Raw genomic sequence first — 24,408 nt, forward strand, 5'->3', positions numbered from 1 at the left:
CCACGTTTGAAACCGGCCGGCCCGTTTAGTTATCCCGACTTGACCCCGACCACCGCGGGGGGGGGGTTCTAGTTTTATTCGCCCCCCCGCGCGGCACTTTCCGATTGATTCACAGCCGGAAAGCCCCGGCCTCCCTCATCTTCCCAGGACCACAGGTCCGGCAGCCGACAGATCAGAACAGGTGACCAGCAACGGGCGGTTATCGTGACCGGACTCATCGAACGCGGACAGAGCTGGCGGAGGACGGGCGGTGTCGGACGAGGGGCGGCTGGTCGCCGGGCGGTACCGGCTGACCGAACGGATCGGACGCGGCGGCATGGGCACCGTATGGCGGGCCGAGGACGAGGTGCTGGGGCGGCAGGTCGCGCTCAAGCAGCTGCATCCCCGCCCGCACCTGTCCGACGACGAACTGGCCACCCTCTACGAACGCACCCGCCGCGAGGCCCGCAGCGCGGCCCGGGTCGTCCACCCCAACGTGGTCGTCGTGCACGACGTGGTGGACGACGACGGCCGCCCCTGCGTCGTGATGGAGTACGTCGCCGCGCCCACCCTCGCCGACCTCCTCGACGGCGGCCGGACGCTCCCGCCCGAGGAGGCCGCCCGGATCGGCCTCGGCATGATCGGCGCGCTGCGTGCCGCGCACGCCGCGGGCGTCCTGCACCGGGACGTCAAGCCCGGCAACGTCCTGCTCGGCCCCGGCGACCGGATCGTGCTCACCGACTTCGGCATCGCGCTGACCGCCGGCTCGTCGACACTCACCCAGACCGGCCAGATGGTCGGCTCGATCCCCTACATGGCCCCGGAGCGGCTGCGCGGCCTGACTCCGGGTCCGGCCTCGGACCTGTGGTCGCTGGGGGCCACGCTGTACCAGACGGTGGAGGGCCGGCCGCCGTTCCGGCGCGGGACCGCGATGGAGACGGCGTACGCCATCGTCACCGACCCCGTCGAGCCGATGAAGCAGGCGGGCCCGCTGGAGCCGCTCGTCCAGCTGCTGCTCGCCAAGGACCCGGCGGACCGCCCCTCGGCCGAGCAGACGGAACGCGCGTTGCTGGCGACCCGGTCCGGAGCGGTGACGGAGGCGACGACACGGCGGCAGCCGACGCGGACGGAGCAGGTGCCGGCCGGGGCCCAGCCGACCGGGCCGACGGCCACCGAGCCGCAGCCGACCGGGCCTGTGCACGCCGAGCCGGTGCACGCCGAGCCGGTGCGCGGGGCCGCCGGTGCGGGTCGCCGCCGGCGGCGCGCCCGGCGTGGCCGGGTCGTCCTGGCGGCCGGGGCGCTCACCCTCGCGGCGGCCGCCGCGGTCACGGCGGCCCTCGTGCTCCCGCGCACACCCGACGACAAACACCCGACGACGACGCCAAGGACGACGACGGCGAGCTCGGCCCCCTCTCCGTCTCCCCTCCCCCAGGGCTACCACCTCGTCACCGACAAGAGCCTGGGCGTCTCCTTCCCCGTCCCCGACGACTGGACCGCCGGCACCCGCGCCACCGACGAGGTCACCTACAAGGACCCGACCGGCCTGGCCGGCGTCACCATCGGCGTGGTGGAACCGGCCGGCGCGAACCCCGTCACCCATTTCGCCGACATCGAGGCCAACACCAGGGTCAACTACCCGACCTACCGCAGGCTGCGGATGCAGCGGACCGCCTTCCGCGGGCAGCCGGCCGCGATCTGGGAGTTCACCTTCCGGGGCCGGGCCCGCGTCTTCCGCGCCATCGACCTGGGTTACGGCACGGAGGGCGGCCGGGAGTACGACATCTACCTCTCCGCGCCGGACGCGCAGTGGGACACCTACCGGCCGGTCTTCGACAACGTGAGGGACGGATTCCGTACGACCGGCTGACCGCTCGGCAACGGGGACCTTCGGCCGCTAAGTTGTCCGGCATGAGCAACCTTGACCGCGCGCCCGTTCCGAGCGTGTGCGGCGGCCGCGGATTCGTCGTCGCCGAACCCGTCCGCGAGCTGCTGAGCCCCCGCCACGTGCAACTCGGCGAGTCGACCGAGGTGCGCCGGCTGCTGCCGAACCTCGGCCGTCGCATGATCGGCGCATGGGCGTTCGTCGACCACTACGGACCCGACGACATCGCCGACGAGCCCGGGATGCAGGTCCCGCCGCATCCGCACATGGGGCTGCAGACGGTCAGCTGGCTGCACCAGGGCGAGGTGCTGCACCGCGACTCCACCGGCAGCCTCCAGACGATCCGCCCGCGCGAGCTGGGGCTGATGACCTCGGGCCGGGCGATCAGCCACTCCGAGGAGAGCCCCAAGTCGCACGCCCGGTACCTGCACGGCGCGCAGCTGTGGGTGGCCCTCCCGGACTCCCACCGCCACACGGACCCGAGGTTCGAACACCACCCCGATCTGCCGACGGTCACGGCCCCCGGCCTGACCGCCACGGTCATCCTCGGCTCCGTCGACGGCGCGACGTCCCCCGGTACGACGTTCACCCCCATCGTCGGCGCGGACCTGGCCCTCGCCGAGGGCGCCGACCTGCGCCTGCCCCTGGAGCCCGACTTCGAGTACGGCGTCCTGGCGATGTCCGGCGAGGTGCACGTCGACGGCGTTCCGGTGCTCCCGGGCTCGATGCTCTACCTGGGCTGCGGCCGCACCGAACTCCCGCTGCGCGCGGAGTCGGACGCGTCGATCATGCTCCTGGGCGGCGAGCCGTTCGAGGAGGAGCTGATCATGTGGTGGAACTTCGTCGGGCGTACCCAGGACGATATCAAACAGGCTCGCGAGGACTGGATGAGCGGGTCGCGATTTGGGGAAGTGAAGGGTTATGACGGAGCACCTCTGCCTGCCCCCGAACTGCCGCCGGTGCCGCTGAAACCGCGGGGTCGAGTGCGCTGAGCAGGAACTTCACAACCTGACACACACAGCACCGGGCGAGGTGAAACACACCCCGCCCGGTTCGCACAGACAGCAAGAGCAAACCCCTGTCACACCACTCGTTCCACCGCACCTCAAGGTGCAGGTTTCGCCAGCCGTAGTCAGCTTTGATCGGACTGATGCTGACCCAATGCTGACTTTACTGACAGGTAGTCACACCGCTGGGGAGGGCTCCGTCCTCGCTTCGCGCGCCACACTCACCTCGACGTTCTCGGACTCGCACTGCGAGTCGCCTGCGGGCGGCCCTTCCCGCGGGCAGCGAAAATCGCCTTGCCCTGCAGGAACCATGCTGACCGCAGTCCCAGTTATGGGGTCTCCACAAACCCAGCGCTTGGCACTCCCGGGCGCCGTATCACTGGGCAGTGCCTCAGAAGCGGTTCGCCCGGCAGCGCTCCGAAGCTCGCCTCCACCGCACAGCTCACGCGCTGGGGACCATCCTTGCGGGTACAGGAAGCAGGGTGCATACCCGTCCAGGGTGATCGCGAAGCAGGAACCATCGCCGCGGGCGCGGGGAACAGCCAGTCACCAGCTCGTTCTGGCGCGCCGGAGAGGAACCATCCCTGCGCGCGAGGAGCAGCACTGAACGGGGATGCCTAGTCGAGCACCTTGAGCACAGTCGCCGCCGGTTGCGCGCTACTGCTCGGTGCAACCAACAGCATCGTCGCGTTCTCCTCGGCGATGGGAACGCAAGTTCACTGATGTCGAAGACGCGTTCCCGATCCGCGCAGGAACGCACTTACGAGTCCCTCTCCTCGGTACTGCGACGTACTCTGCTGGGTGGCCTCGTGCTCGCCGCGCTACTGGCCGTCGCCGGTTTCCTCGCGTATCCGACCCGCGCGAGGAGCCCCGCCTCGACGCAGCCTGTCCAGACCCCGAAGGTGGCATCGCCCAAGGCGACCGATGGCAAGCGTGCGACCGTCAGAGCGCCGCCCAAGACGAGCCGCTTCCAACCGACACCATCAATCCCGCGACGGACAGTTACGTGACGACCCTGGAGTGTGATACGGGTAGAGATCTTCACGTCCGCTGGCGGAGCGGAGGCGGAAGAGTACGCGCTCTCATACGGGGCCGGGGCGGGGGACGTTAATGGTCGATGCGTCGGGCAGAGCCACCAGTGCCGGGGCTCCTGAGACTGCCACGGGCCCGGACGGTTCGCCGCACGCGATCTTCGGGCTCGCCCCGCGCGAAGACAGCGGCTCGGAGACGTTGGGCCGTTACCGCTACCAAGCGGAAGTAGCCGCGCGGGACTGCCTAGCTATGCTCACAGAAGACGGGATCGACTTCGTCGTCTGTGAATGGCACGAAGACTTCGTAGTGGCATTCACAGACGGGGCCGTGGAACTCGTCTCGGTCAAGCATCGCGAAGAGAACCAAGGCACCTGGACGCTCGTCAAGTTGTGCAAGACCGGCGGCCTTACCCACCTCTTCGACCGCTGGTGCGCCTGCGGGTGCGCCGCAAACGTGCGGCTCAGGCTGGCCACCAACGCGGCTATGAATCCAGCCAATGCCGGTCCCCTGGCTCGGATGTGCGGTCCGGATCCCGAGATCACAGACGGCCTGTCAGCCATGGTCGACACGGTCGCCCGCCAAATGTTGAAGGTCCGCTGGGACGAGCCCTACGACAACGTCCCCGAGACTCCCAAAGTGCCGCTCGCGGACATCCAGATACCGTCAGGTTTTGCGGAGAGGGTTAGACAGTTCCTCGCGGTCCTGGAGATCTCCTGCGATCCTCCCCAGCGTGCACACATCACGGACGTCAACATCCAGAGTCTGCTGGTGCCCGCGGTCGAGCGTCTGCAGCTGACGCATGTCGACATGGCGGCCAGTTACCGAAACATCGTGGATCGGATCGAGCGCGCCAATCGTGACGAGAGTGATCGCGGCCAGCTCGCCGCGTACCTCGCCGATCCGAGCCGCGTCCGCTACAGCACGCAGATGCGGCAGCGCATCGCGCGACGGACCATCACCCGCGACGTCCTCCGTGCAGAGATGGCGTACACGTCAGTCCAACTAGCCACGTTCCCACGGGGCCAGGTCCCCCTGGTAGCGCCGGGGGGTGCCAGGCTCAAGCGCAAGTTGTCGCGCGGCCTGGTCCCCTCGGACGAGGCCGCGTTCGCGGAACGGCTCCGCTCGGCGTGGTACGCCACGTGGTCCGAGCGACGCTCCGGCCTCACCGGGGACGACACCGATCTTCTGAACCTGTCCACGGATGTCCTGGAAGTCGTCTTCGAGTGCAAGCGCCACGCCCGCTCGCAGATCCAGGACGGCAGCGCGTACGGCAGCATGATGAATGACCTGATCGCCCAGCGACTCAAGGTCGACGGGCTGTCCACGCCGCCTCCGTTCCTGGTGAAAGACCAGCATCTGCTGGGGCTGGCATATCAGCTCTGCGACGAGTGCCTCTTCTACTTCTCCGAGAACTTCGACGCCGACGGTGAAGCGTCATGACGCCGGGCGCCGATTTCGAGGCGGCGGCCGGCCGTATGCGGACCCTGCGGCGGCAGGCCGAGCAGCGCGAGAGCCAGTATCACGAAGCGCGGGTTCTCTTGCTCATTGCGCAGTTCACCACCGCCAAGAGCAGTCTCACCGGTTTGACCAAGCTCGCCAAACTCGACTTCCTGCTGCGCTACCCGGCGATGCTGGAGCGTCTCCTGCCGGCCGGTCAAGCCTCCTGGCCGGAAGGAACCGCCCCGTCCCCGGAGGAGCGGCTGGCGGTGGAGAGCCGGATGACCCGCTACAAGTACGGGCCCTGGGATCAGCGCTACTACAGCATTCTGGGCTCCCTCGCCGCCCGCGGCCTGATCACCTACGGCGATACGGCCCGAGCTGAGTTCCGCGTCACCGAGCAGGGCGCCGCTGCTGCGTCCGCCCTGGCCTCCACCCCGGAATGGTCCGTCGTCGCCAGCCGGATCAAGCTCCTCAAGAAGCATTTCAACAAAACAGGATCGGCCTTGAAGAACCTCATCTACGACCGTCTGCCCGATGCGGTGGACCGGCCCTGGCGGACGGAGATCTGACATGGCCGTCAACCTGCGCGTCCTCGCCTTGACCGTCACCACCGCAGAGACGGAGAAGACCTACCGCTTCGATCGCCCGGCCACCGTGATCACCGGCCCCATCGGCACCGGCAAGTCCAGTCTGCTGATGCTCTTCAAGCACGCCCTCGGCGGGGCCGCCATGCTCACCCCGGCCGTCCGCGACCACGTCCTGTCCGTCCAGGCCGAGGTCGTGGCCGGTACCGAACGCCTCGTCCTGCGGCGCACCATCGGGGGCGAGACCGCCAATACCGTCGACCTTCTGGACCCGCACTCCCTCGCCCTTGAGCGCACCCTGCCCCTGCGCAGCACGGACAACGGCGGCACGACGCTCTCCGACCACCTGCTGGACGCTCTGGGCTTTCCCCGCGTACAGATCGCCGCGCGCCGCGAGGGAGCAGCACGGCCGCAGAACCTCACCTTCAACGACCTGTACGCCTACGTCTATCTCCAGGCCCGCGAGATCGACCGGCAAGTCGTCGGACACCTGGACTCCTGGTTCGAGCCCAAGCGCAAAGAGCTCTTCCGGTTGATGTTCGCGCTAACCGACAGCGTGCTGCTGGAGCTCAAGGCCACCGCGAGTCGGCTCACGGACAGGCTGAAGGCCCGATCCGCCGAGCACGACAACGTCGGCCAGTTCCTCGCGGCCTCCGATCCCCGCAGCGACGACGAGCTACGGGCCGAACTCGTGCAGCTGCGCGACACTCTGGGACGGGCCGAGTCCGCGCTGGCAAGCCTCCGCACCGAGCTGGAGGAACAGACGGCGGCCGACACCGCGCTGCGGGAGGAACTGCAGGCCGCAATCCACGCCGCCCGGCAAGCCGAGGAGGAAGTTTCCGCTTCCGCCGACCTTGTGGAGGCACGACGGGCGGTGGTCGCCCAGGTCCAGCTCGACCTTTCCCGTCTCGCGCGGTCGGCCACCGCGATCGATCAGTTGTCCCCTTTCGAATTCGTCGTCTGCCCGCGCTGTATGCAGTCGCTGACCACACGGGCCGTTCAGGACGGGCACTGCGTCGTCTGCCTCCAGCCCGATCCCGTCGAGGCCGATGTCAACCCGGCGGCCATCGAAGAGACACGCACAGTCCTGCAGCAACAGCTTGAGGACGCGCAGCACGTCGAGCAGTCCGACGAGGCGCACCTGCAGGCCTCACGGCAGCAGTCGCAACAACTCAACTTCACCGTCACCAGCCTGCGTCGGCAGCTCGACGCCCAGACCCGCGATGCGGTCGCACCGCGCTTCGACGCCATCGCCGATGCGAGCACCCGCGTCGCCGGGCTCAAAGCCAGCATCGATGCCATCACCCAACTGCGGGAATCCTGGGCGCGTGTCCGCGCCATCGACAAGGACATCCGCGACATCAAGGCCGAGCGCCGGCAAGTCAACAAGGACATCAAGGAAAAAGCCGAGCAGCTCAAAGCCAGCCAGACACTGCTCGGCGACCTCAGCACCGAATTCGGCCGCCTGCTCACCAGCTGGCACCTGCCGTGGATCCAAACGGCCGTCATCGACCGCGACAGCTACCTGCCCGTGGTCGACGGACAACCCTTCGAAAGCCTGCAGGCCTCCGGCGGCGGCATCGCCACCTCCGTCAACCTTGCCTACAGCCTTACCCTCCTCGCCTTCGGCCTCGACCACGCCGACGTCTTGGTCCCGTCTCTTCTCGTGATCGACTCACCGCGCAAGGCCTTCGGAAACAACGACTCCGACCGGCAACGTGCGGCTGAGATCTACAGCCGTTTCAGGACGCTGGCTGACGCCTACGGAGACCGCCTCCAACTGATCATCGCCGACAACGACCCCCCGCCCATTACCAGCGACTCCTTCGGCAAGGTGGAATTCGACTACGAAAACCCCATGGTTCCCGGCGTCGACCACCCCGGCCCCGAACACGTCACGCGTATCGAAAGCCAGGCGGAGAGCTGACGAGAAGTTCCGAGCGCCCTGGCTCGCGAAACGAACCAGCCGTTGTCCACGCCGAGTTCGGCACGACTCCGTCGTCGTGAGCGTGACGTCGCGACTACCCCCTCGTTGGTCGTGCGAGACCCTGCGAGAAAGGCGACCCTCCTCGCCGCCCCCAGGGACTGATGGGCAGTGCTCGGTCCAACCCACCTCGGGCATGGCACGGCCCGGAGCACCGAGACCCTTGCCTTCCCCCGTAGGTGTGGGTCTCGCGCATGAGCCGGCGCCCGCACCACCGGAGGCCCAGCATGTTCTGCACCCGTCTCACCCGCGCCCGGTGGCCGTGCCGCCACGAGATCACGGACTGGCCGGGCGTACGACGGCATGCCGGTCCCGGTGGCAGCCTGCTGGCAGCATCTCACCGGCGACGAGCGCGAGAAGTGCAAGGCCGCCCGCGCCCGCCGGAACGCAGAGATCCGCGAACGGTTCGAGAAGATGCGCGCCGAGCTGCTGGCCCGGGGCGAGTCCGTGCCCGAGCAGGAACTCCGGGAGGCGAGGCCCTGCACCGGGGAGTGCATCACCCTGGCCGACCAGTGGGACCGGGAGAACCCCGGACGGTCCTACGACCACAGCGACAGTTGCCATCGTCTCCTGCGCCCGCTGCGACGAGCACGTCTGCATCCTCTGCACGGCGCGTGACCACTGCGTCGGTACCCCGTGCACCAGCCCGAGCGCCCTCCCGGGCGACGACTTCGGCCCGGTCGAGGATGAAGTCGACCTCGGACCGAACCCCCGCGGTTACCTCAACACGCTGGTCGGCCAGCTCGCCCGCGTCACCGGCCAGCCGCACGCCACGGTCAACGTACGGATCAACCAGGAGCTGCTGCCCAAGAAGAACTGGGCGTCAGCGAAGGTGACCCTGCTGCCGCAGAACTGCGCGCCGTCGAAGGTGACCCTGCTGTCGCGGAACTTCGCGCCGGAGAAGTCTCCGCCGTCGAACGTGACCTCGGTCAGGCCGAAGTCCTGGCCCTGCCAGGAGTGCGGGTGTTCGGAGGGAAGGCGGAGGTGGTCGCGGATGAGGCGGATGACGGTGTGCCGGACCTCCCGCAGGGCTCGGTAGGCGTGCCGGGCCTCCGCATCGTCCGCCGGAAGGTCGGGCTCGGCGGTGTAAGGCAAGCGGAGGTAGGCGCACAGCACGTCGATGCACGTCTGGCGCAGGGCCCGGGTGGGGGCGTCGTCGGCGAGGCCGGCCAGGGCGTGCACCCCGCCGAAGAGCTGATACGCCGCCTCCACGTTCATCGAGAAGGCGCAGTCCGGCACAATCGCCGGGGACGAGCGGCCGGAGCTGGCCGGCGCCCTGTTGTGGGTCGAGGAGAAGAGGGTGCACGGCATCGTCGCCCCGAACCTGGCTCAGTGCTGGAAGCACGGCGGTCGCGCGTTCATGGCCGACCAGGGCGAGATTCTGCCCGACGACCCCGAGGACACGATGCGTACCGCCATGCGCCAGATGATGGGCGTCTTCGCCCAGCTCGACCGCAGCATGACCGTGGCCAAGCTCCGCCGCGGCCGCCGTATCAAGGGCGAGAAGGGCCAGTACGCCTACGGCCCCCCGCCGTAGGGATGGCAGGCTCACAAGAAGGAGCTGACCGAGGAGGAGATGGAGCAGGCCGGCCGCACCCGCGCCCGCCAACTCCGAGACGAGGACGAACTGTCCTACCGCGAGATCGCCGGAATCCTGGAGGCCGAGGGGATCCGCCCGAAGCGGGGGGAGCGCTGGGACCCGGAGACCGTCCGCCGAATGCTCGCCAACACCACCAACCGCCGCCCCTGAGGGCGCGCACCTCGTAGCGGCATCAAGGGTGGCGCGTCCGGTACGCCTTCTGGCGGCAGGCATTGGAGCAGTACCGGCGCGGGCGCCCCGTTCGTGACGGCCCGCGAGCGGACCACGGGACGTCCATGGGGCGCCAGCACTGCTGACAAAGCGGCTCAAACATCTCCTCTACTCGCCATTCCCGGATGAGCGAGCGCAACTCACTATCAATCAGGATTGTGGGATCAAACGCATCAATCTCGTATGCGTAGTCCGCTAGCTCCAGGGCCCGCGAAGGATGACGCAACGCCGAGACAGTCTTGCTGAAGGACAGGCGCACTCGCTTCGGATCGATCTGGAGCTTCTCGGCCACCAACTCGTCCGAGGCGTTGTAGAGCACGACGGCCAGGAAGATGATCGCGCGCTCCTTGCCGAGGCCGCGGAGCACCTCCGCCAGCACGGTAGTGCGTTCGACGCGAGGCCGGTCGACATATCTGCTGCCTGACACACGCTCTTTCATCGTTCCTCCCTCCGTACGACAGCGGGCTCCGAGGGCTCGGCACGCATGAGGACTACGGTCGACCCGGCCACGGGTTCCGTCTCCCCGGCTGACTGCTGCGGTAGTGCCGGCGGTGGCGTGGGCCGCCCCCACGGCAGGAGCCCGCACAGCGCGGAAATTACATGGGCCAGCCCCAACAGAACGACCGGGAGGTCGGCCCGGTCGACCCGGCGCAGGGCGACCCATGCCACGACCCCGACCAGCAGCAGGATGGACACCAGCACAGCGGCGGCGGCGAGCGCCAGCGAGACCGGCACGCCGAAGACAGTGCCGGGAGAGAGAGCGGACAGCAAGGCGGGAGCCTCCAGGAACGAGAAAGGCCCCCGGGGCGTGGCGCCGAGGGCCTGGTCGGAAACGAGAAAGGCTCCCGCTTCTCGACGAGAAGGAGAGCCTCAAACAGAAGCGGGACGCACGAATAGCGTCCCGGGAGGGAGCGTCTCACATCCCTGATCGCCCGTCAATCCCCTTGTTTGAGCAGGTCACTTGGGTTGTGGAGTAGGGAGAAGAGTTTCGTAACGGTCTCATTCATCTGCCCTGCGCACGCTAGACACCCTTGTTGGACACCGGGTCGAGGCTGTTGCAGCCGCTGCCCCCGCGTGCCCACAAACCGATCGGTTGTTGCACACCGAGCTTCTCCGTGGCCGCCACCGCTCACATATCCGGAATCCAGATGCGACGAAGCACGGTACGGAAAAACGGGTATGACGGGCGGTCAGGGGAGATCATGACCACTGCGGATCTGTCGGCCACTGCGAGCGCCATGACCCGTCAGACCGACCCCGACGTCCGTCCCCTGCAGTTCGACCCGGACACCGAGGCCCGCCTCACCCAGCTCGACCACGAGGCCACCGCCCACGTCGAGAACAACCGCCCGGCAAGCTCACCGCGCCCGCCACCATCGACCGCCGCCTGTCCGGGGTCGTCGTCACCGCCCGCCGGCAGCTCAAGCTGCAGCTGCAGAAGGACATCGCCGAGGAGGCCCGCGCCCTGCTCAAGGCGAAGGTCAAGCAGGTGGAGAAGGACGGGGAGACCCGCGGCCGCGGCCCGGCGCCCGCCCTGCCGGTGCGCCACATGGAGAAGGTCGCCGCCGCCCTCCCGAACAACCGGTTCGGCGTGCGCGATCTCCCCCTGATGACGCTGCACTTCGCCATCGCCGGCCGCGAGCACGAACTCGCCCACCTCCGGGTGCGCGACATCGCCGAGGACCCCGAGGGCCGCGGGCTCATCGTGGACATCCGGGTGTCCACGGTGAAGCCGCGCAAGGTCGAGATCCCCTACGGCTCCCGCGCTCACCTCTGTCCCGTGCGCGCCTGGCGGCGCTGGAAGCAGGACCTGGGCGAGGACGTCGATCCCGACTCGTTCGCGTTCCGCGCCGTGCACAATCGATGGAATACCGTACTGCCAGGCGGCATCGATCCCGTGACCGTCGGCGACATCCTGACCCGCATCGGCGCCCGCGCCGAGCTGGACATCCGGCCCACCGGGCACAGCCCCCGCCGCGGACTGGTCACCGAGTCCTCCCGCGCAGGCAACCCCGACGCCGTGGCGGAGAAGCAGGGCGGATGGGCCCCCGGCTCCAAGGTGATGCGCCGCTACCGCGGGGAAGAGGACGGCTTCACCGAGAACGCCCCGCATGGCGTGCTGTGTAGGCCTGGCACCCCGGACGGCGAGCCGTCCGGGGCCTGGTATGCCCGCCGCGGGTCACGGCGGTGAGAGCTCCTTCGCTACACCAGCCGCAGTACCGGCCGGCTGTCCGGCATCCCCAGCAGTTCCCTGACCCGCGACAGCGGCCAGGCCAGTTCCTGGGCCAGTTCTCGTACGCCCAGCCCCGTCTCTTGGGTCGCCAGGTCGAACGCTTGGGACAACAGGACCGGCTGCTCCCCTGGGTAGCCGGTGACCGGCTCCGGGGCGAAGCCGGGCTGGTTGTCCAAGGCCCGTAGCCGCTGGTAGGTACGGCTCGCCGTGGCGTCGGAGATCACGCCCAGCTCGCGACAGCGGTACACGAGGGAGTGCACGGACACCCCCCAGGTCCGAGGCAGGCCGACTAGATGTCCCAGATCCATCCGGCGCGGCAGCAAGGGCAGGATGCTGGCCTGTGGCGTGAGGAACTCCGCGGCGAAGGCGTCCGCTTCCCGTTCCTGCCGGCTGTCGCCGGTGGCCTCGCCGTGCAGCAGCAAGTGGCCGAGTTCGTGGGCCGCGGTGAAGCGGTGACGGTAGACGTCGTTCGCACGGTTGCGGGTGAGCACCACCAGCGGGCGTGCCGAGCGCGAGGAGAAGGCGTCGACCGTCGCGGCAGCGGCATCGGCCTCCGTCGGCAAGACCACCACGATGCCGTGCGCCTCCATGCGCCGCACGAGATGGGTAACCGGACCGTCCCCGAGGTCCCACTGACGCCGCAACTCCTGTGCGGCGGCGGTCGGTTCCGACGGGAGAGCCATACCAGGGTGCACCTCGCCGCCGGCGAAGCCGGGCAGGTCCACGGGCGGTAGCTGCACCCGGCGCTCCAGCGCGTAGGTCAGCTCCCAGACCTGCTCGGCGAACGCCAGGGCCCGCTCGCGCTGGGCCTTCGGTGTGCTGCGCAGGCTGCGGAAGTGGGCCATCGAGGAGTCGAGGCGCTGGCTCGGCCTGCCGGCGATGAAGAACTCCACCGGCACGTCAAGAACCTTCGCCAGGTGCGGCACTAGGTCGGGGCGTGGGCGGGAAGCGCCCGTCTCGTACTGGCCGACCGCCGCCGGGGTCACGTCGAGGTGGTCGGCCACGTCCTTCTTGGTCATCCCGGCGAGACGCCGAGCCTGGGTGAGCCGGGCGGGGTCGAAGGCGTCGGCCACGGCCCGAGGGGTGGCTGCGCGGTCCTCCAGTCCCGGAAGGACGGGGTGGTCAGATTTCATCGTTCTCGCTGTTCAGAGGCAAAATAGGGGCCACTTCGCTCACCGGGGCGACATCGAGCTTCCGCTCCGCGTCAGGGCGAGGAGCCAGGGCGACGAGGGGCTGCTCGCCCTCGTCGAAGCCCGGGTGGTCGGCCATCTGCTGCGGGATCGTGAGCTTCGGAGTCGGCGCGACCGGCAAGGGCAGCGACTCCGGGTCGATGACCCACTCCAGGGTGCCACTCTCGTCCGCCAGAGCCGCAACACCCCAGTAGGGCTTGAGAAGTCCGGACGCGTTGCAGGCGAAGGGCACGAGGACCAGGCGCGTACCCTCCGGCAGGGCTGCTAGTTTCGGCCGCAGGACGACCGCACTCGGGTCGAAGGCGTACTCCCCGAAGAGGTCCGCCTGCTCCGAGGGCGGAGCGAAGGCGAACAGCTCGCGGATCACCGACCAGACGTTCTGGATCCGCGCCGCGCGGACGTTGGTGTCCTTCTTGGCGAAACAGAAGGGGTACAGCAGTCCGTTGCCGATCCGGACCAGGTCGAACTGGAAACCGTTGGGCTTCACCAGCTGAGCGCCCGGGAGGTCCGCCAGCTGCTCACTGACCCGCTCGAACGCTCCGCGGTAACGGGCAATGCCGTGCACCTGGGTGGAGGTCACATCCGCTTCCAGATGCGAGGCGCGCGCGTTGGCCTGCATGTCGACCAGTGCCTGACCGATTCGGTCACGGACGGTCCGAGCCGTCCCCTCGTCGGTGAACAACTCGCTGGCCCAGGCGGAAACAGGGATGTCCATGCAACCGACCCTTTCGGTTGAGGGCTTCACATCGAAGCGCGACGGCATTGCTATCACTTTAGTTGATCACAGTCAAATTGCACATCTGCTTTCGAGTATGCGGCCGACAGGGAACAGACGGGGCTACCCCGACCCGGCGTCGAGCAGCGGACACGGGTGCTCGACCTGGCCGCACTGCAGGAGTCGGCGCAGAAGACGAAGACCTCCCGCGGCGAGTCGACCAACGAGGCCGCGGTGCACGAGTTGCCCAAGCCGAAGACGAAGACGACCGCGAAGGCGGAGGCGGAGGCGGCCAAGAAGATGGCGGGCCGCCGTCCGTGCACCGCCCAGATGTCCAGCCCATCGGGCTTGGCCCCGCCGCGGACTGGTCACCGAGTCCTCCCGCGCCGACAACCCAGACGCCGTGGCCGGCGCTACCACGAGGACGACGACGGCTTCAAGGAGAACGCCCTGCACAGTGTGCTGTAGTCGCGTGGGCGGTCGTGGGCCCCTTTCGCGCGGTCCATCCGGCCGTGACAAACGTCAGATCATGCGAGGGGTACACGTAGGCCGCCAGTTCCCAACGGGTAGTTGAACCGTTGAACGCCACCATGGGGCGGGGACCAGTAACGATCCCCGCCGAGCGCGAGAGGATCAGGCAGTGCCTCCCGGTACAGTTAGCCCCGCGTACTCCCCCAGGTTATTGAGAACCGCGCTCCGACCAGCAGAGAAAAGCCGGTCGAGCGAAATCACGGAGGGTGCATCACCATCTGTAGGTGCCCCCACGTCTTGACATGCCCACGCTCAGTGGATAACGGGCCTGGCTGCCGACGAGGTAGCCCTCCCACACCCGTGTCGCCGAGCAGGGTGGCCGCACGGGTGATGGCGGAACCCGAGAGTCAACTCCCGTGGCCACATGGCCAACCCGTCAAGGTTGACCGACGCAACCCCGTCCAGATGGCGGTCAATTGCCTCTGGGCGCGCCAGCAAACACCCTGGTGGACAACCCGTCTACCCCGCTCCACGGTCCGTCTACCGATGTCCACCAGTGCTCCACGCGCGACGGCCCACCCGCTTCCACGACCACGTTTGCCGTGGTCCGCGACCTGTCCACCGGCGTCCACCACCCATATACATCGGTGGACGCCCGTCCACCGCACTCCACACGGCCGTGCGCATCTGTAGACGGGCCTGCTCCGTGTCCGCACTCGGGACGTCCACGATTGCGCGCGACATCCCCACCGAGGACCCTCCCCTTGACCTCCGGGCAACCAGCCAGGTTGACCGCACATTGACCGAGGCACCCCCCTGACGCGAGTCCCCGTTCCTGCCTTCACCCGATCGGGCCGGTCCCGGCACCGCCGGCCAGGCCCGTTATCCGGGGGAGCCCAGCTTGCGGCCGACCACGCTTCCGGGACCACAGCACGCTGAAGAGTCGTCTGGAATGAAAGCCAGTCGACCAACAGCTGAATCACGTTTGGTGAACGTGATTTGGCGCCAACCACAAAATCAAAAACAGAAATATCAGCAAGTTGATTTCACGCATCTGAAATCGTGCCGGAAACGGGAGTTTGGAAGACTTAAGAATAGTTCCAAAGTCGTGGTAGTGTAGACACACGACCAAGAGTCGTTGTAACAACGTCCTACACGCGCGAAGCCCCACGCTCGCCTGGAAGCAGTGCGCGGGGCCTCACGGTCTAGCAACCGGTGTTGGACGACGATGGGCCCGCCCCTGGCCGGGGGTTAGGGCCCATCAGCTTCTCTAACCGCAGGTCACCAGTCCTTCCGGCCGAAGTACGCGGCCTGGAGGACGGCTCCCACGAACCGGGCCACATCCGTGGCCCGGCGAAGAAGCTTCACCCACACCGGATCATCACCCCCTTCGGGGCTCGTTCCGGTGAGCACACCTACACCTCCTCTCGCTGGGTAGACCAGCTGGAGCCACCCGGGCGTACCGAGGAGGTATTGAACGCAACGTTACACTATCGGCGGTACTCCACCGCCTTCTCGCCAGGGGCAACGGGCCCTTTCCGACCGGCGTCAGTGATAAGTCTGCGGAATCCGCGATATCTACCCTAGAAAGCCGCCGACCTGGCTTGCGGAAAACCCGCAGGCCAGGGCCTCAGCGTGTAGATACACCCACTCATTTATGTGCCGGTGTGCGTCCCCCGCCACCCTTGCGCGCGGAGCCAGCCGGGGGCCGGCCGACACGCATTCGGCGTCCGGAACCCCAAGTCCCCTCACCCCCGGTCGCGTACCGAGGGCACCTGACCAACGTCCGCCTCAGCTCGGAGCGGGGCAGAGAACCGTCCGGCGCCCAGCCTGCCATCGGGCTACAACGGCGCCGGCGCTGTACCGCGTTCGCAGTCGACGAGAACCCGGGCCGTGTCCTTCTCTAGCTCGACGATCCACCTGTCATTGAGCCGAGCGGTGGCGAAGTGGTCCGCCACGAAATCGGCGGCGACCGGTTCGCGAGCGTCCACCGAGGTGACGAACACCCCCGGTTCCTACAGCCCCCAGTCCAAGCGCACCCGGGCGTAGCGCCCGTCCTGCTGTAGCAAGATCACCGTGCGCACCGGTCCGCGGTCGGGTGGTCCCGGCGACGTCGCCGGTGAACTCGATCCGGCCGGGCAGCACGGCCAGCACGTCGACCGCCTCGCCCAGCTCCCGCAGCGAGGAGCGGCGGATCAGTTTGAGCCCGCCGTAGCCGTAGACGAGGGCGCTGACTGGGTTACGGGCCCGCCACACTCGCATCGACACACCCTCCGCGAGCGGTTCGACGGCGGGCAGGGCGAACTCCGCGGCGAAGACGAAGTCGCCGTCGGCCAGGAGGAACTGCTCGTGGTCGACCACCTCTGCCGCCACACGGCTCTTCGGACTGCCTGCAAGTGGAATAACCAGCGCGTTCGCTCGATTGGTCTCCTTGCAAAGATCACGGGAGGGGGCGCTGGTGGCCGAACTGATGTTGTTCCGGCAGGACTCGGACGGGCGGGACGTCGAGCTGTCCGGCTCGACGGTGGCGCTGGAGGTGGAGCTGCAGCGGCGGGTCGAGGCTGGCCTGGAGCAGATGCTGGGCATCCGGTTCGTGGCGTCGGAGTACGCGACCGGTCCTTGGCACCGAGGGCGGATCGACACTCTGGGGCTGGACGAGAACGGCAGCCCGGTGGTGATCGAGTTCAAGAAGGGCTCCGACAGCGGGGTGCTGTCGCAGGCCGTCTCGTATCTGTCCTGGCTGCGCTCGGCGCAACACGAGTTCGAGGCGTTGGTCCGGAAGGTGCTTGGCGGCGAGGCCTCCGAGTCGATCGACTGGCGTCGACCGCGGATGGTCTGCATCGCGGCTGGCTTCTCCCACCACGATCGCGTGGCCGTGCAGTGGCTGCCCGAGCGGATCGACCTAGTGCGCTATCGGGTCTTCGAGGGCGGCCTGTTGAGCCTGCTGCTCGTCGACTCCTCACCCGGCTCGCCGAGCACCGCTCCCACCAGGCGGAATCGGGGCCGGGACGCGGTGGTCGACGGCGCTTCGGCGGTACCAGTGGTTCCTTCGCCCACAGGTGCCAGCCGCGTTCCCGAGTGTCTGCGAGGCCTGTACGGGGAGTTGGATGAGGCGCTCACAGCGTGGGGCGAGGTCGAGGTCGCGGCGCTGCGGCACTACATCGCCTACCGGCGGCTGGTGAACGTGGCTTCGGTGATCTTCCGTCCGAAGCACGAGGCGATCCTCGTGTATCTCAGACTCGACCCGGACTCTGTCGAGCTGGAGGAGGGCTTCACCCGGGATATGCGCGGCATCGGGCACCTGGGGACCGGAGACCTGGAGGTACGGGTCGTCTCGGCGGCCGACCTGGAGAAGGTGGCGCCGCTCATCCGGCGGGCGTTCGAAGCGGCCTGACGCAACGGGAAGGGCGGCTGGTGCATCGGCTTCTCGATGCGCCGGCCGCCCTTCGGCGTCTGCGGGCCGCCGGCCCCGGGCTCTCCGCTCTCATGCTCATGCCTCCGGTCCGGCCAGCTCGAAGTCGTTCTTCGTCAGCTCGGCGCGCAGCCGCTGTTCGGCGACGTCGGCGTAGTGCGCGGAGAGCTCGATGCCCACGAAGCGGCGTCCCTCGCGCAAGGCCGCGACCCCCGTGGAGCCGCTGCCGGTGAACGGGTCGAGGACGACGCCGCCTTCGGGGCAGACCTGGACGAGCTGTCGCATGACCTCGACCGGCTTCTGGGTGATGTGGACCCGGCCCTTGCGGGGCTGGGAAGCGATGTAGTGGCCGGGCAGGTAGAGGTCACGGGTGTTGTCCAGGGAGCCCTTGACGCCCCAGAGGATGAACTCGGAGTCCTGCTTGGGCCCGCCCTTGCGGGGCCGGCTGGCGGGCTTGATCCACGGGATCGTGCCGCTCCAGGTCCACCCCGCCATCTGCAGCGCGTCGGTCGTCGTCGGTTCCTGGCGCCAATCGGAGAAGACCATGACCACGGCGTGCTCAGCCGAGGCCCGATACGCCTCTGTCAGCAGCTCGGTCAGCCAGGAGCGGTAGGAGCGCTGATCGCGGTTCTCGCCAGGGAAGTTGGCGAGGTCGTGGGCGCTGTTGCCGGTGACGTACTTGGCCCGCGCGGTGCGGCCGGTGCGGTCCGAGCTCGTGCGTCCGCCGGAGTTGTACGGGGGATCGGTGATCACCGCGTGGACGCTTTCGTCGGGGAGGGACTTCAGGACAGTTAGGGCGTCGCCTCGGTGCAGCGTGTAGCTCATAGGGAGGGCCTCTCTTCGGGCACGGCGCGGATCTGGACCTGCTCCGGACAGCGCTCAACGGCGTTCATCTCGGGCGAGGTCGTACCGGACCGTAACGGCGAATTCCGGCCGCACCCAACGAGGTGTCCCCCGCTACGAACTCCCGGACGGGAGTCGTTTGGCGCGGCCGGAATCCCGGTCTACTGTCTCACCGTGTCACCGGGCAGGAGGCTTGCTCTACCCCCGTTGACCTGCGTGTATCCATGTTGTCTCGTCCAACCGAGCGGCATCGACGGCACGTTGCCCATGTATCCGCGAGCGCCGTTCGGAGGTCTCGGTGACCTGTCTGAGATTACGAGTGCGGCTGGCTGCCGCACGGATCTGAAAACGGCGTCCGGGAGCTACCAACTCCTCTCACCCGGGCCCGCCCGAGAGGCGGATACACATCGGCGCGGTGCCGACGGCTTTGCACGAGAAGTCGGCGCCGCGCCTCCTGCCAACACAAGGAGCCGCTGCGATGCAGCATGCCCTGATAGACCCGCGCCCCGACCCGCCGCCACCTGGCCGGCACCGCCGTCTCGGTGAACGGCGGCGGAGGTGAAGAAGACGACCGGAGGCCTCCTCGGTCTCTGCGCGACGGGCCCGCTGCTGCTGGCCCTTCCGATCCTCGCCATCAGCGCCGGGACTGCCTCGGCCTCTTGCCCGACCAGCGATGCACGGGGTGTGGATGCCTCCTCTGTCGCCAAGCAGGTGAAGGCCATCCTGGCCGGAGGCGGCAAGGGCTCGGTCTCCGTACCGGGCCTGGACGAGGCGGCCGATCAGGTGCCCAACGCCAAGACGATCCAGGCCACGGGCGTCGCGATGAACATCCCCGCTCGGGGGCAGATCGTGGCCCTGGCGACCGCTCTGCAAGAAAGCGGCCTGCGGAACCTGACTTACGGCGACCGCGACAGCCTGGGCCTGTTCCAGCAACGGCCGTCGCAGGGCTGGGGCACGGCGAACGAGATCCTCGACCCGGTGCACGCCAGCACCAAGTTCTACGAGGGGCTCGAGAAGGTCTCCGGCTGGCAGTCCCTGTCCATTGCCCAGGCCGCGCAGGCAGTACAGAAGTCGGGCTTCCCCGAGGCGTACGCCAAGTGGGAACCGCTGGCCACCGCCCTGCAAGAGGCGATTGCGCCCCTGCTGCAGAAGGCCGGCGGCCCGTCGCCGAGTCCTTCGCCGTCCGGCTCGACCGACGCCAGCGCTCAGTCGCTCAGTACCGCGGGCGACTGTTCAGCGGACGGGGACGGGACGGGCTTCGGCACCATCCCGGCAGGCGCGCTGCCGGCCGACTACAAGATTCCCGACACTGCTCCAACGAAGGTAAAGACGGCGATCCGGTGGGCGTTGGGTCAGCTGGGCACGTCGTACCAGTGGGGCGGGAGCTGCACCGACTCCCACGGCAAGGACGCGATGGGCGGCTGCGACTGCTCGTCCCTGATGCAGCAGGCGTACAAGGCCGCCGGGGTAACCGTGTCGCGTACCACCTACACGCAGGTCAAGGAGGGCAAGGCCGTATCGGTCGACGCCCTCCGGCCGGGAGATCTCCTCTTCACCGAAGGGACGGCCGCCGTGCCCGAGCACGTCGGGATGGCGATCGGGCATGGCCTGGTCGTCCACGCCCCACACACCGGTGACGTGGTGCGGATCACGACCCTCGCGTCCTGGAAATCGCGGATTCTCGCGGCCCGCCGAGTCGTCTGACCGGCGCTCCCCCTCCCTCCCTTCCCTCTTCTCGCACCGCCGCTTCGCTCTCCCGAGCTTTGACGTGCACTAAATCAAACTGGAGTTCCCCATGTATCTCGCTGACCAGGTCATACAGCTCGCCTACGATCCCGGGATCAGGCCGAACGAGGGTGGTCTGCCGGGTCTGTCTGTCCTCAAGGAGGTGATGGGCTCGATCAACCTCTTCGGGCTCATCGCCGTGGTCGGTGCCCTCGCCGTCAGCGCGGGTGTGTGGGCCTGGGGCCACCACTCCGGCGGCCACCAGGCCGAGGCGAACGGGAAGAAGGGCGTGCTGGTGAGCGCCGGCGCGGCCCTTCTACTCGGTGCGGCCAACGGCGTGGTGACCTTCTTCTCGACGCTCGGGACGCAGGTCCACTGATGGCTCAGCACTCCCCCCACCCCGGCGGCGCATCTCGCGTGCGCCGCCGGGCGCTCCTCGGAACCGTCGTCCTGGCGGTGCTCGTCGCCCTTGCCGGCCTGGCCGCGTACCTCACCCGCGACGGCCGGAGCCCCTCCGGCGCTGCCGCTGCACCATCGAGTTCGCCCACGGCGTCCTCCTCGCCCGCGGCGCCGTCCCGCCCGCACACCGGGTCCCGTGCCCTTCCCGTCCCGCCGGAGACCCGGGACCCGATCAAGTACGGGAAGGCAGCGGCCGCAGTGCTGTGGTCGTATGACACCCGCGCGTACTCGCAACCCGAGTTGCGGAAGGCGCTGCGGGGCTGGCTGACCAAGGAGTCGAAGTACGCCGACCCGGCCTCCGTCGACAAGGTGGTCCCCTCGCCCGTGCTGTGGAGGGAGATGGCCGCCAACGGCCAGTTCGCCACCGCCAAGGTGAACGAGGCGCACTTCCCGCAAGCCTTCACCCAGGCCCTCCAGGCCGACCCTGGGGCGATCACCCAGGCGTACATCTACGCCGTCACGGTCTCCGGCAAGCAGTCGATCGCCTGGAAGGGCTCACCCGCCGGCGGTGCGGAGAGCCGTTCCGCCACCCTCGCGGTCCAGTGCCGACCCGACCGCCCCTGCGCCCTGGTCGGCGTCCTGCCGTCCGTCGCGCCCTGACCCCCGTCTCGGAAGGAGGTACGACCCATGGGAGTCTGCGACTTCCCGCTGATGGACAAGGTCTGCGACACCGTCGACTTCGCCACCAACCCCGCCGGCGCCGTCACCGACGGTCTCGGGGCGTGGATCGCGAAGTCGGCGGGTGAACTGGCGTCCAGCGCGGCGGACCTTGCCGCGCAGGCCGTCAACAAGACGACGGCCATCGACCTCAACGCCGGATGGTTCCGGGACAACTACGAGCTGCTGCTGCCCATCGGCCTCGCCCTGACTGTCGGCATCTTCTGCATCCAGCTCATGACCGCGGCCTGGCGTCGTGACGAACGCGCACTCGCCCAGGCGGCGTTCGGCACCATGACCGGCGTCTTGTTCAGCTTCTCCGCCATCGCCTTCACCACCGTCGCCATCACCGTGGTCGACGCGTTGTCCGATGGACTGTTCCAAGCGGCCAACACCTCGATCGACGACGCGATCCGCCGCGTGGTCAAGGTCAACGAGTTCGGCGCGATGTTCAACCTCGGCTGGGGCGTCTCCGCCCTGGTCGCCTTCGGGTGCGCGATCGGCGCCTTCCTCTACTGGGGCGTGATGGTCGCCCGCAAGGTCGGCGTCCTGATCATGGTCGCGCTCGCCGTGTTCGCCGGGGCCGGCGGCGGCTGGGAGGTCGCCAAGCGGTGGCGGCGCGGCTGGATCGAAGCGACCGGCACCCTGATCGTCTCCAAGCTCCTGATGACCGTCGTCTTCCTCATCGGCGTCTCCGCCATGGGCAAGAGCGACGCCAGCGACGGGATGGCGGCCCTGTCCGACGCGATGGCCGGCATCGTCGTGATGGTCCTGGTGCTGCTCTGCCCGTACGCGACGTACAAGTTCGTCCACTGGGCCAGCGACGGCGGCGGACACGACGACATGCACCGCACCGGCGTCGCCGGCATGGCGGTCGCCGCCGGAGCGGCGAAGACCGCGGGCAGCCTCGCCCTGCGAGCCGGCACCGGCGCCCCCGCCCCGGCGGGTCCGAATCAGGTCCCCGGTGCGGGGATCGACGGCGTCGCCTCCGGCATCAACCCCTCCGGCGGCAACCTCAGCAAGGAGGGCATCGACGCCGGCCCGCCCAAGCCGCAGACCCGCTTCCGGTACGGCGAGGACCCGAACGCCAGCGGCGACAAGGGCCGGGCCCTGATCCAGCGTCCGGGGATCCCGCCGCTGGTCACGCGTCCCGGCGGGGACGAACCGGAAGGGTCCGGGGTGACCGTCCAAGGCGGTGCGGGCGGCACCGGTCATCTCGCCGGCGCATCGGCCCCGGGCGGTGCCATGACGTCCATGCCGCCTGTCGGTCCCGTGCCTTCGGCCTCCGGTAGCCCGGCGTCTGCGTCCGGACCGTCGGCCGCCGGCTCTCCGACGCCGACCAACTGGGTGTACCCCACCCAACCACCGTCGGATTCCTGACCCACCACATCTCCGGGGGCGAGCCGCACTCCATGGCCCGCCCCCGCCTCCCCCGACCAGCAGGAAGGTTGCACCGTGACGTCCAGAAGAGCGCCGTGCCCCCGTCTTCCGCCCGCTCCCACCGTTTGGAACCACCATGTCCGGCAGGCACCAGCCCTCCACCCCCACCGTGAAGTTCCCCCACCGCAGCAGGCGCGGCGTCCTGCTCGGCCTGACCGTCCCGCAGTTGATCGTCACCGGTCTGACCGGCCTTCTCCTTCTCGCCGTGATCCTCACCCGAGGTGTGGTCGGCGCTCTCCAGCTCATCCCACTGTGGGCGGCCATCGCCCTCATCGTCTTCGTCCGCCACCGAGGCCGGGCCCTGGCGGACTGGGCTCCGATCGTCGCCCGCTACGCCCTGCGCCGGATGCGCGGCCAGCTCGTCTGGCTGACCCGGCCGTCCCGCCGGCCCACCCGCGAAGGACTTCTCCACCTGCCCGGCAGCGCTGCCAACCTGCGCGTGGCCACCGCTCCCGACGGCAGCTACGGTGCGGTCCACAATCCCCACACCGGCACGCTGAACGCAGTGGTCAAGGTCTCCTCCCGTGCCTACGCCCTGCTCGACCCGGGCACCCAGCAGGCCAATGTAGGCGGCTGGGGACGCACGCTGGCCGCACTTGCCCGCACCGGGCACATCGCCCGCATCCAGGTGATCGAGCGCACCATCCCCGACTCCGGTGACGCGCTTCGCCGTTACTGGGAAGAGCACGGCCAGCCCGGCGCCCCCATGGCCGGCACGATCTACAACGAGCTGATCCAGAGCGCTGGCCCGGCGGCCGCCCCGCACGAGGCGTACGTCGCGGTGTCCCTGGACACCAAGGCTGCGCGGCGCCTGATCAACCAGGCCGGGGGCGGCCTCACCGGTGCTTTCAGTGTCCTGGCGCAGCTCACCTCCACCTTCGACCAGGCCGCACGAACCGCCGGACTCACCCCGACCGGCTGGCTCACCGCTCGTGAGATCGCCGCCGTGGTGCGCACCGCCTACGACCCGAAGGCGCTGGCGACGCTGGACCGGTGGTCCATCGTTGGCCGTCCCGAGGCCGAGCCCGCCGCAGCCGGACCCGTCGTCGTCGTGGAGAAGGCGGATCACATCGCGACCGACTCGGCCGTCCACGCCACCTACTGGGTGGAGAACTGGCCCCGCACCGAGACGTCGGCCGGCTTCCTGCACCAGCTCCTGTTCACCGGCGGGGTCCGGCGCACGCTGTCACTCTCCTACGAGCCCAAGGGACTGGACGCCGCCCTGCGGGACGTCCAGCGCAAGAAGGCCAGCGTGATCGCTGACGCCGCCGAGCGGGCCCGACGCGGCCAGGTCGATTCCGAGGCGGACTCGATCGAGTACCAGGACATCAAGGCGCGCGAGCGCCAGCTCATCGCCGGGCACGCCGATGTCGCCCTGACCGGGCTGCTGACCGTCTCGGCGGACTCCGAGGACGAACTGCGCACCGCCTGCGCGGTGGTGGAGACCGCGGCCGTCGGTGCCCAGCTCGATCTCCGACCGCTGACCTGGCAGCAGGCCGAGGCGTTCACCGCCGCCGCCCTGCCCCTCGCGCTCGCCGCCTGACG

The 24,408-nt window shown here is 68.8% G+C and carries 23 protein-coding genes; 16 read left to right on the forward strand and 7 right to left on the reverse strand.

Annotation, left to right across the window (positions count from 1 at the left end):
• The first annotated feature begins 250 nt into the window (after positions 1-250).
• From ACFWPS_RS20695 to ACFWPS_RS20720, 6 genes are all read left to right on the forward strand, one after another.
• On the forward strand, positions 251-1,846 hold the full coding sequence (locus tag ACFWPS_RS20695) for a serine/threonine-protein kinase (RefSeq protein ID WP_383707115.1): 1,596 nt from the start codon (positions 251-253) through the stop codon (positions 1,844-1,846).
• A 41-nt stretch (positions 1,847-1,887) separates the two neighbouring features.
• Positions 1,888-2,853 (forward strand): pirin family protein, encoded by a 966-nt coding sequence (locus ACFWPS_RS20700; protein ID WP_383707117.1) that lies wholly within the window; start codon positions 1,888-1,890, stop codon positions 2,851-2,853.
• A 1,125-nt stretch (positions 2,854-3,978) separates the two neighbouring features.
• Complete coding sequence (locus ACFWPS_RS20705; protein WP_383707119.1) at positions 3,979-5,340, forward strand: dsDNA nuclease domain-containing protein; 1,362 nt, start codon at positions 3,979-3,981, stop codon at positions 5,338-5,340.
• A complete protein-coding gene (locus ACFWPS_RS20710; protein ID WP_365567364.1) occupies positions 5,337-5,909 on the forward strand; it encodes a hypothetical protein in 573 nt (190 codons plus the stop codon). Before ACFWPS_RS20705 ends, ACFWPS_RS20710 begins: the two co-directional genes overlap by 4 nt.
• A gap of 1 nt (position 5,910) precedes the next feature.
• Entirely contained in the window at positions 5,911-7,851 is a 1,941-nt protein-coding gene (locus ACFWPS_RS20715; RefSeq protein WP_383707121.1) for a hypothetical protein, read from the forward strand.
• 360 nt (positions 7,852-8,211) lie between these two features.
• Positions 8,212-8,526, forward strand: a complete 315-nt coding sequence (locus ACFWPS_RS20720; protein ID WP_383707123.1) for a hypothetical protein — start codon at positions 8,212-8,214, stop codon at positions 8,524-8,526.
• A gap of 99 nt (positions 8,527-8,625) precedes the next feature.
• Here ACFWPS_RS20720 and ACFWPS_RS20725 read toward each other — a convergent pair whose 3' ends face one another.
• Positions 8,626-9,219: a hypothetical protein gene (locus tag ACFWPS_RS20725; protein WP_383707125.1), complete on the reverse strand. Its 594-nt coding sequence runs from the start codon at positions 9,217-9,219 to the stop codon at positions 8,626-8,628.
• Between ACFWPS_RS20725 and ACFWPS_RS20730 the strand changes: the two genes are divergently transcribed.
• Positions 9,209-9,445 (forward strand): hypothetical protein, encoded by a 237-nt coding sequence (locus ACFWPS_RS20730; RefSeq protein WP_383707127.1) that lies wholly within the window; start codon positions 9,209-9,211, stop codon positions 9,443-9,445. The genes ACFWPS_RS20725 and ACFWPS_RS20730 overlap by 11 nt on opposite strands.
• A 39-nt stretch (positions 9,446-9,484) precedes the next feature.
• The gene (locus ACFWPS_RS20735; protein ID WP_383707129.1) at positions 9,485-9,658 is read left to right on the forward strand and encodes a recombinase family protein; all 174 of its coding nucleotides are present in this window, start codon (positions 9,485-9,487) and stop codon (positions 9,656-9,658) included.
• 22 nt (positions 9,659-9,680) lie between these two features.
• Here ACFWPS_RS20735 and ACFWPS_RS20740 read toward each other — a convergent pair whose 3' ends face one another.
• On the reverse strand, positions 9,681-10,157 hold the full coding sequence (locus ACFWPS_RS20740; RefSeq protein ID WP_383707131.1) for a hypothetical protein: 477 nt from the start codon (positions 10,155-10,157) through the stop codon (positions 9,681-9,683).
• Between the two features lie 1,050 nt (positions 10,158-11,207).
• Here ACFWPS_RS20740 and ACFWPS_RS20745 point away from each other — a divergent pair.
• Positions 11,208-11,909 (forward strand): hypothetical protein, encoded by a 702-nt coding sequence (locus tag ACFWPS_RS20745; protein ID WP_383707133.1) that lies wholly within the window; start codon positions 11,208-11,210, stop codon positions 11,907-11,909.
• Between the two features lie 11 nt (positions 11,910-11,920).
• On the opposite strand, the gene ACFWPS_RS20750 is transcribed toward ACFWPS_RS20745, so the two are convergent.
• Positions 11,921-13,084 carry a helix-turn-helix domain-containing protein gene (locus ACFWPS_RS20750; RefSeq protein WP_383707135.1) on the reverse strand — a complete coding sequence of 388 codons (1,164 nt, stop codon included), beginning with the start codon at positions 13,082-13,084 and terminating at the stop codon, positions 11,921-11,923.
• A complete protein-coding gene (locus tag ACFWPS_RS20755) occupies positions 13,074-13,904 on the reverse strand; it encodes a hypothetical protein (RefSeq protein ID WP_383707137.1) in 831 nt (276 codons plus the stop codon). The genes ACFWPS_RS20750 and ACFWPS_RS20755 overlap by 11 nt, the downstream gene beginning before the upstream one ends.
• A gap of 108 nt (positions 13,905-14,012) precedes the next feature.
• Between ACFWPS_RS20755 and ACFWPS_RS20760 the strand changes: the two genes are divergently transcribed.
• Entirely contained in the window at positions 14,013-14,324 is a 312-nt protein-coding gene (locus ACFWPS_RS20760) for a hypothetical protein (RefSeq protein WP_383707139.1), read from the forward strand.
• 1,284 nt (positions 14,325-15,608) lie between these two features.
• Here the strand turns inward: ACFWPS_RS20760 and ACFWPS_RS20765 are convergent.
• Positions 15,609-15,740, reverse strand: coding sequence for a hypothetical protein (locus ACFWPS_RS20765; protein ID WP_383707141.1), 132 nt, complete (start codon positions 15,738-15,740; stop codon positions 15,609-15,611).
• A 510-nt stretch (positions 15,741-16,250) separates the two neighbouring features.
• Complete coding sequence (locus ACFWPS_RS20770; RefSeq protein ID WP_383707143.1) at positions 16,251-16,700, reverse strand: hypothetical protein; 450 nt, start codon at positions 16,698-16,700, stop codon at positions 16,251-16,253.
• Between the two features lie 85 nt (positions 16,701-16,785).
• Here ACFWPS_RS20770 and ACFWPS_RS20775 point away from each other — a divergent pair, with 85 nt between their 5' ends.
• Complete coding sequence (locus ACFWPS_RS20775) at positions 16,786-17,721, forward strand: DUF5655 domain-containing protein (protein ID WP_383707145.1); 936 nt, start codon at positions 16,786-16,788, stop codon at positions 17,719-17,721.
• A 96-nt stretch (positions 17,722-17,817) separates the two neighbouring features.
• Here the strand turns inward: ACFWPS_RS20775 and ACFWPS_RS20780 are convergent, their stop codons facing one another.
• Positions 17,818-18,564, reverse strand: a complete 747-nt coding sequence (locus tag ACFWPS_RS20780) for a DNA-methyltransferase (RefSeq protein ID WP_383707147.1) — start codon at positions 18,562-18,564, stop codon at positions 17,818-17,820.
• A 576-nt stretch (positions 18,565-19,140) separates the two neighbouring features.
• Here ACFWPS_RS20780 and ACFWPS_RS20785 point away from each other — a divergent pair.
• The 5 genes from ACFWPS_RS20785 to ACFWPS_RS20805 all read left to right on the forward strand — a co-directional run bounded on the left by ACFWPS_RS20785 (position 19,141) and on the right by ACFWPS_RS20805 (position 24,406).
• A complete protein-coding gene (locus ACFWPS_RS20785) occupies positions 19,141-20,286 on the forward strand; it encodes a C40 family peptidase (protein WP_383707149.1) in 1,146 nt (381 codons plus the stop codon).
• Between the two features lie 91 nt (positions 20,287-20,377).
• Complete coding sequence (locus ACFWPS_RS20790; protein ID WP_383707151.1) at positions 20,378-20,686, forward strand: DUF6112 family protein; 309 nt, start codon at positions 20,378-20,380, stop codon at positions 20,684-20,686.
• Positions 20,686-21,366 (forward strand): hypothetical protein, encoded by a 681-nt coding sequence (locus tag ACFWPS_RS20795; protein ID WP_383707153.1) that lies wholly within the window; start codon positions 20,686-20,688, stop codon positions 21,364-21,366. The genes ACFWPS_RS20790 and ACFWPS_RS20795 overlap by 1 nt, the downstream gene beginning before the upstream one ends.
• Positions 21,367-21,393: 27 nt before the next feature.
• Complete coding sequence (locus ACFWPS_RS20800) at positions 21,394-22,803, forward strand: ATP-binding protein (RefSeq protein WP_383707155.1); 1,410 nt, start codon at positions 21,394-21,396, stop codon at positions 22,801-22,803.
• A 136-nt stretch (positions 22,804-22,939) separates the two neighbouring features.
• Positions 22,940-24,406, forward strand: coding sequence for an SCO6880 family protein (locus tag ACFWPS_RS20805; RefSeq protein ID WP_383707157.1), 1,467 nt, complete (start codon positions 22,940-22,942; stop codon positions 24,404-24,406).
• Positions 24,407-24,408 lie beyond the last annotated feature (2 nt).

This window comes from Streptomyces sp. NPDC058457 (genome assembly GCF_042720695.1).
GTDB lineage: Bacteria > Actinomycetota > Actinomycetes > Streptomycetales > Streptomycetaceae > Streptomyces.

Excerpts from the sequence above, each read along its gene's own strand:
- ACFWPS_RS20755 (WP_383707137.1), bottom strand. The coding sequence starts at position 13,904 with ATGCCGTCGCGCTTCGATGTGAAGCCCTCAACCGAAAGGGTCGGTTGC.
- ACFWPS_RS20735 (WP_383707129.1), top strand. The coding sequence starts at position 9,485 with ATGGAGCAGGCCGGCCGCACCCGCGCCCGCCAACTCCGAGACGAGGAC.
- ACFWPS_RS20715 (WP_383707121.1), top strand. The coding sequence starts at position 5,911 with ATGGCCGTCAACCTGCGCGTCCTCGCCTTGACCGTCACCACCGCAGAG.
- ACFWPS_RS20780 (WP_383707147.1), bottom strand. The coding sequence starts at position 18,564 with ATGAGCTACACGCTGCACCGAGGCGACGCCCTAACTGTCCTGAAGTCC.
- ACFWPS_RS20805 (WP_383707157.1), top strand. The coding sequence starts at position 22,940 with ATGTCCGGCAGGCACCAGCCCTCCACCCCCACCGTGAAGTTCCCCCAC.
- ACFWPS_RS20800 (WP_383707155.1), top strand. The coding sequence starts at position 21,394 with ATGGGAGTCTGCGACTTCCCGCTGATGGACAAGGTCTGCGACACCGTC.
- ACFWPS_RS20705 (WP_383707119.1), top strand. The coding sequence starts at position 3,979 with ATGGTCGATGCGTCGGGCAGAGCCACCAGTGCCGGGGCTCCTGAGACT.
- ACFWPS_RS20750 (WP_383707135.1), bottom strand. The coding sequence starts at position 13,084 with ATGAAATCTGACCACCCCGTCCTTCCGGGACTGGAGGACCGCGCAGCC.
- ACFWPS_RS20795 (WP_383707153.1), top strand. The coding sequence starts at position 20,686 with ATGGCTCAGCACTCCCCCCACCCCGGCGGCGCATCTCGCGTGCGCCGC.
- ACFWPS_RS20700 (WP_383707117.1), top strand. The coding sequence starts at position 1,888 with ATGAGCAACCTTGACCGCGCGCCCGTTCCGAGCGTGTGCGGCGGCCGC.
- ACFWPS_RS20710 (WP_365567364.1), top strand. The coding sequence starts at position 5,337 with ATGACGCCGGGCGCCGATTTCGAGGCGGCGGCCGGCCGTATGCGGACC.
- ACFWPS_RS20790 (WP_383707151.1), top strand. The coding sequence starts at position 20,378 with ATGTATCTCGCTGACCAGGTCATACAGCTCGCCTACGATCCCGGGATC.
- ACFWPS_RS20740 (WP_383707131.1), bottom strand. The coding sequence starts at position 10,157 with ATGAAAGAGCGTGTGTCAGGCAGCAGATATGTCGACCGGCCTCGCGTC.
- ACFWPS_RS20725 (WP_383707125.1), bottom strand. The coding sequence starts at position 9,219 with ATGCCGTGCACCCTCTTCTCCTCGACCCACAACAGGGCGCCGGCCAGC.
- ACFWPS_RS20720 (WP_383707123.1), top strand. The coding sequence starts at position 8,212 with ATGCCGGTCCCGGTGGCAGCCTGCTGGCAGCATCTCACCGGCGACGAG.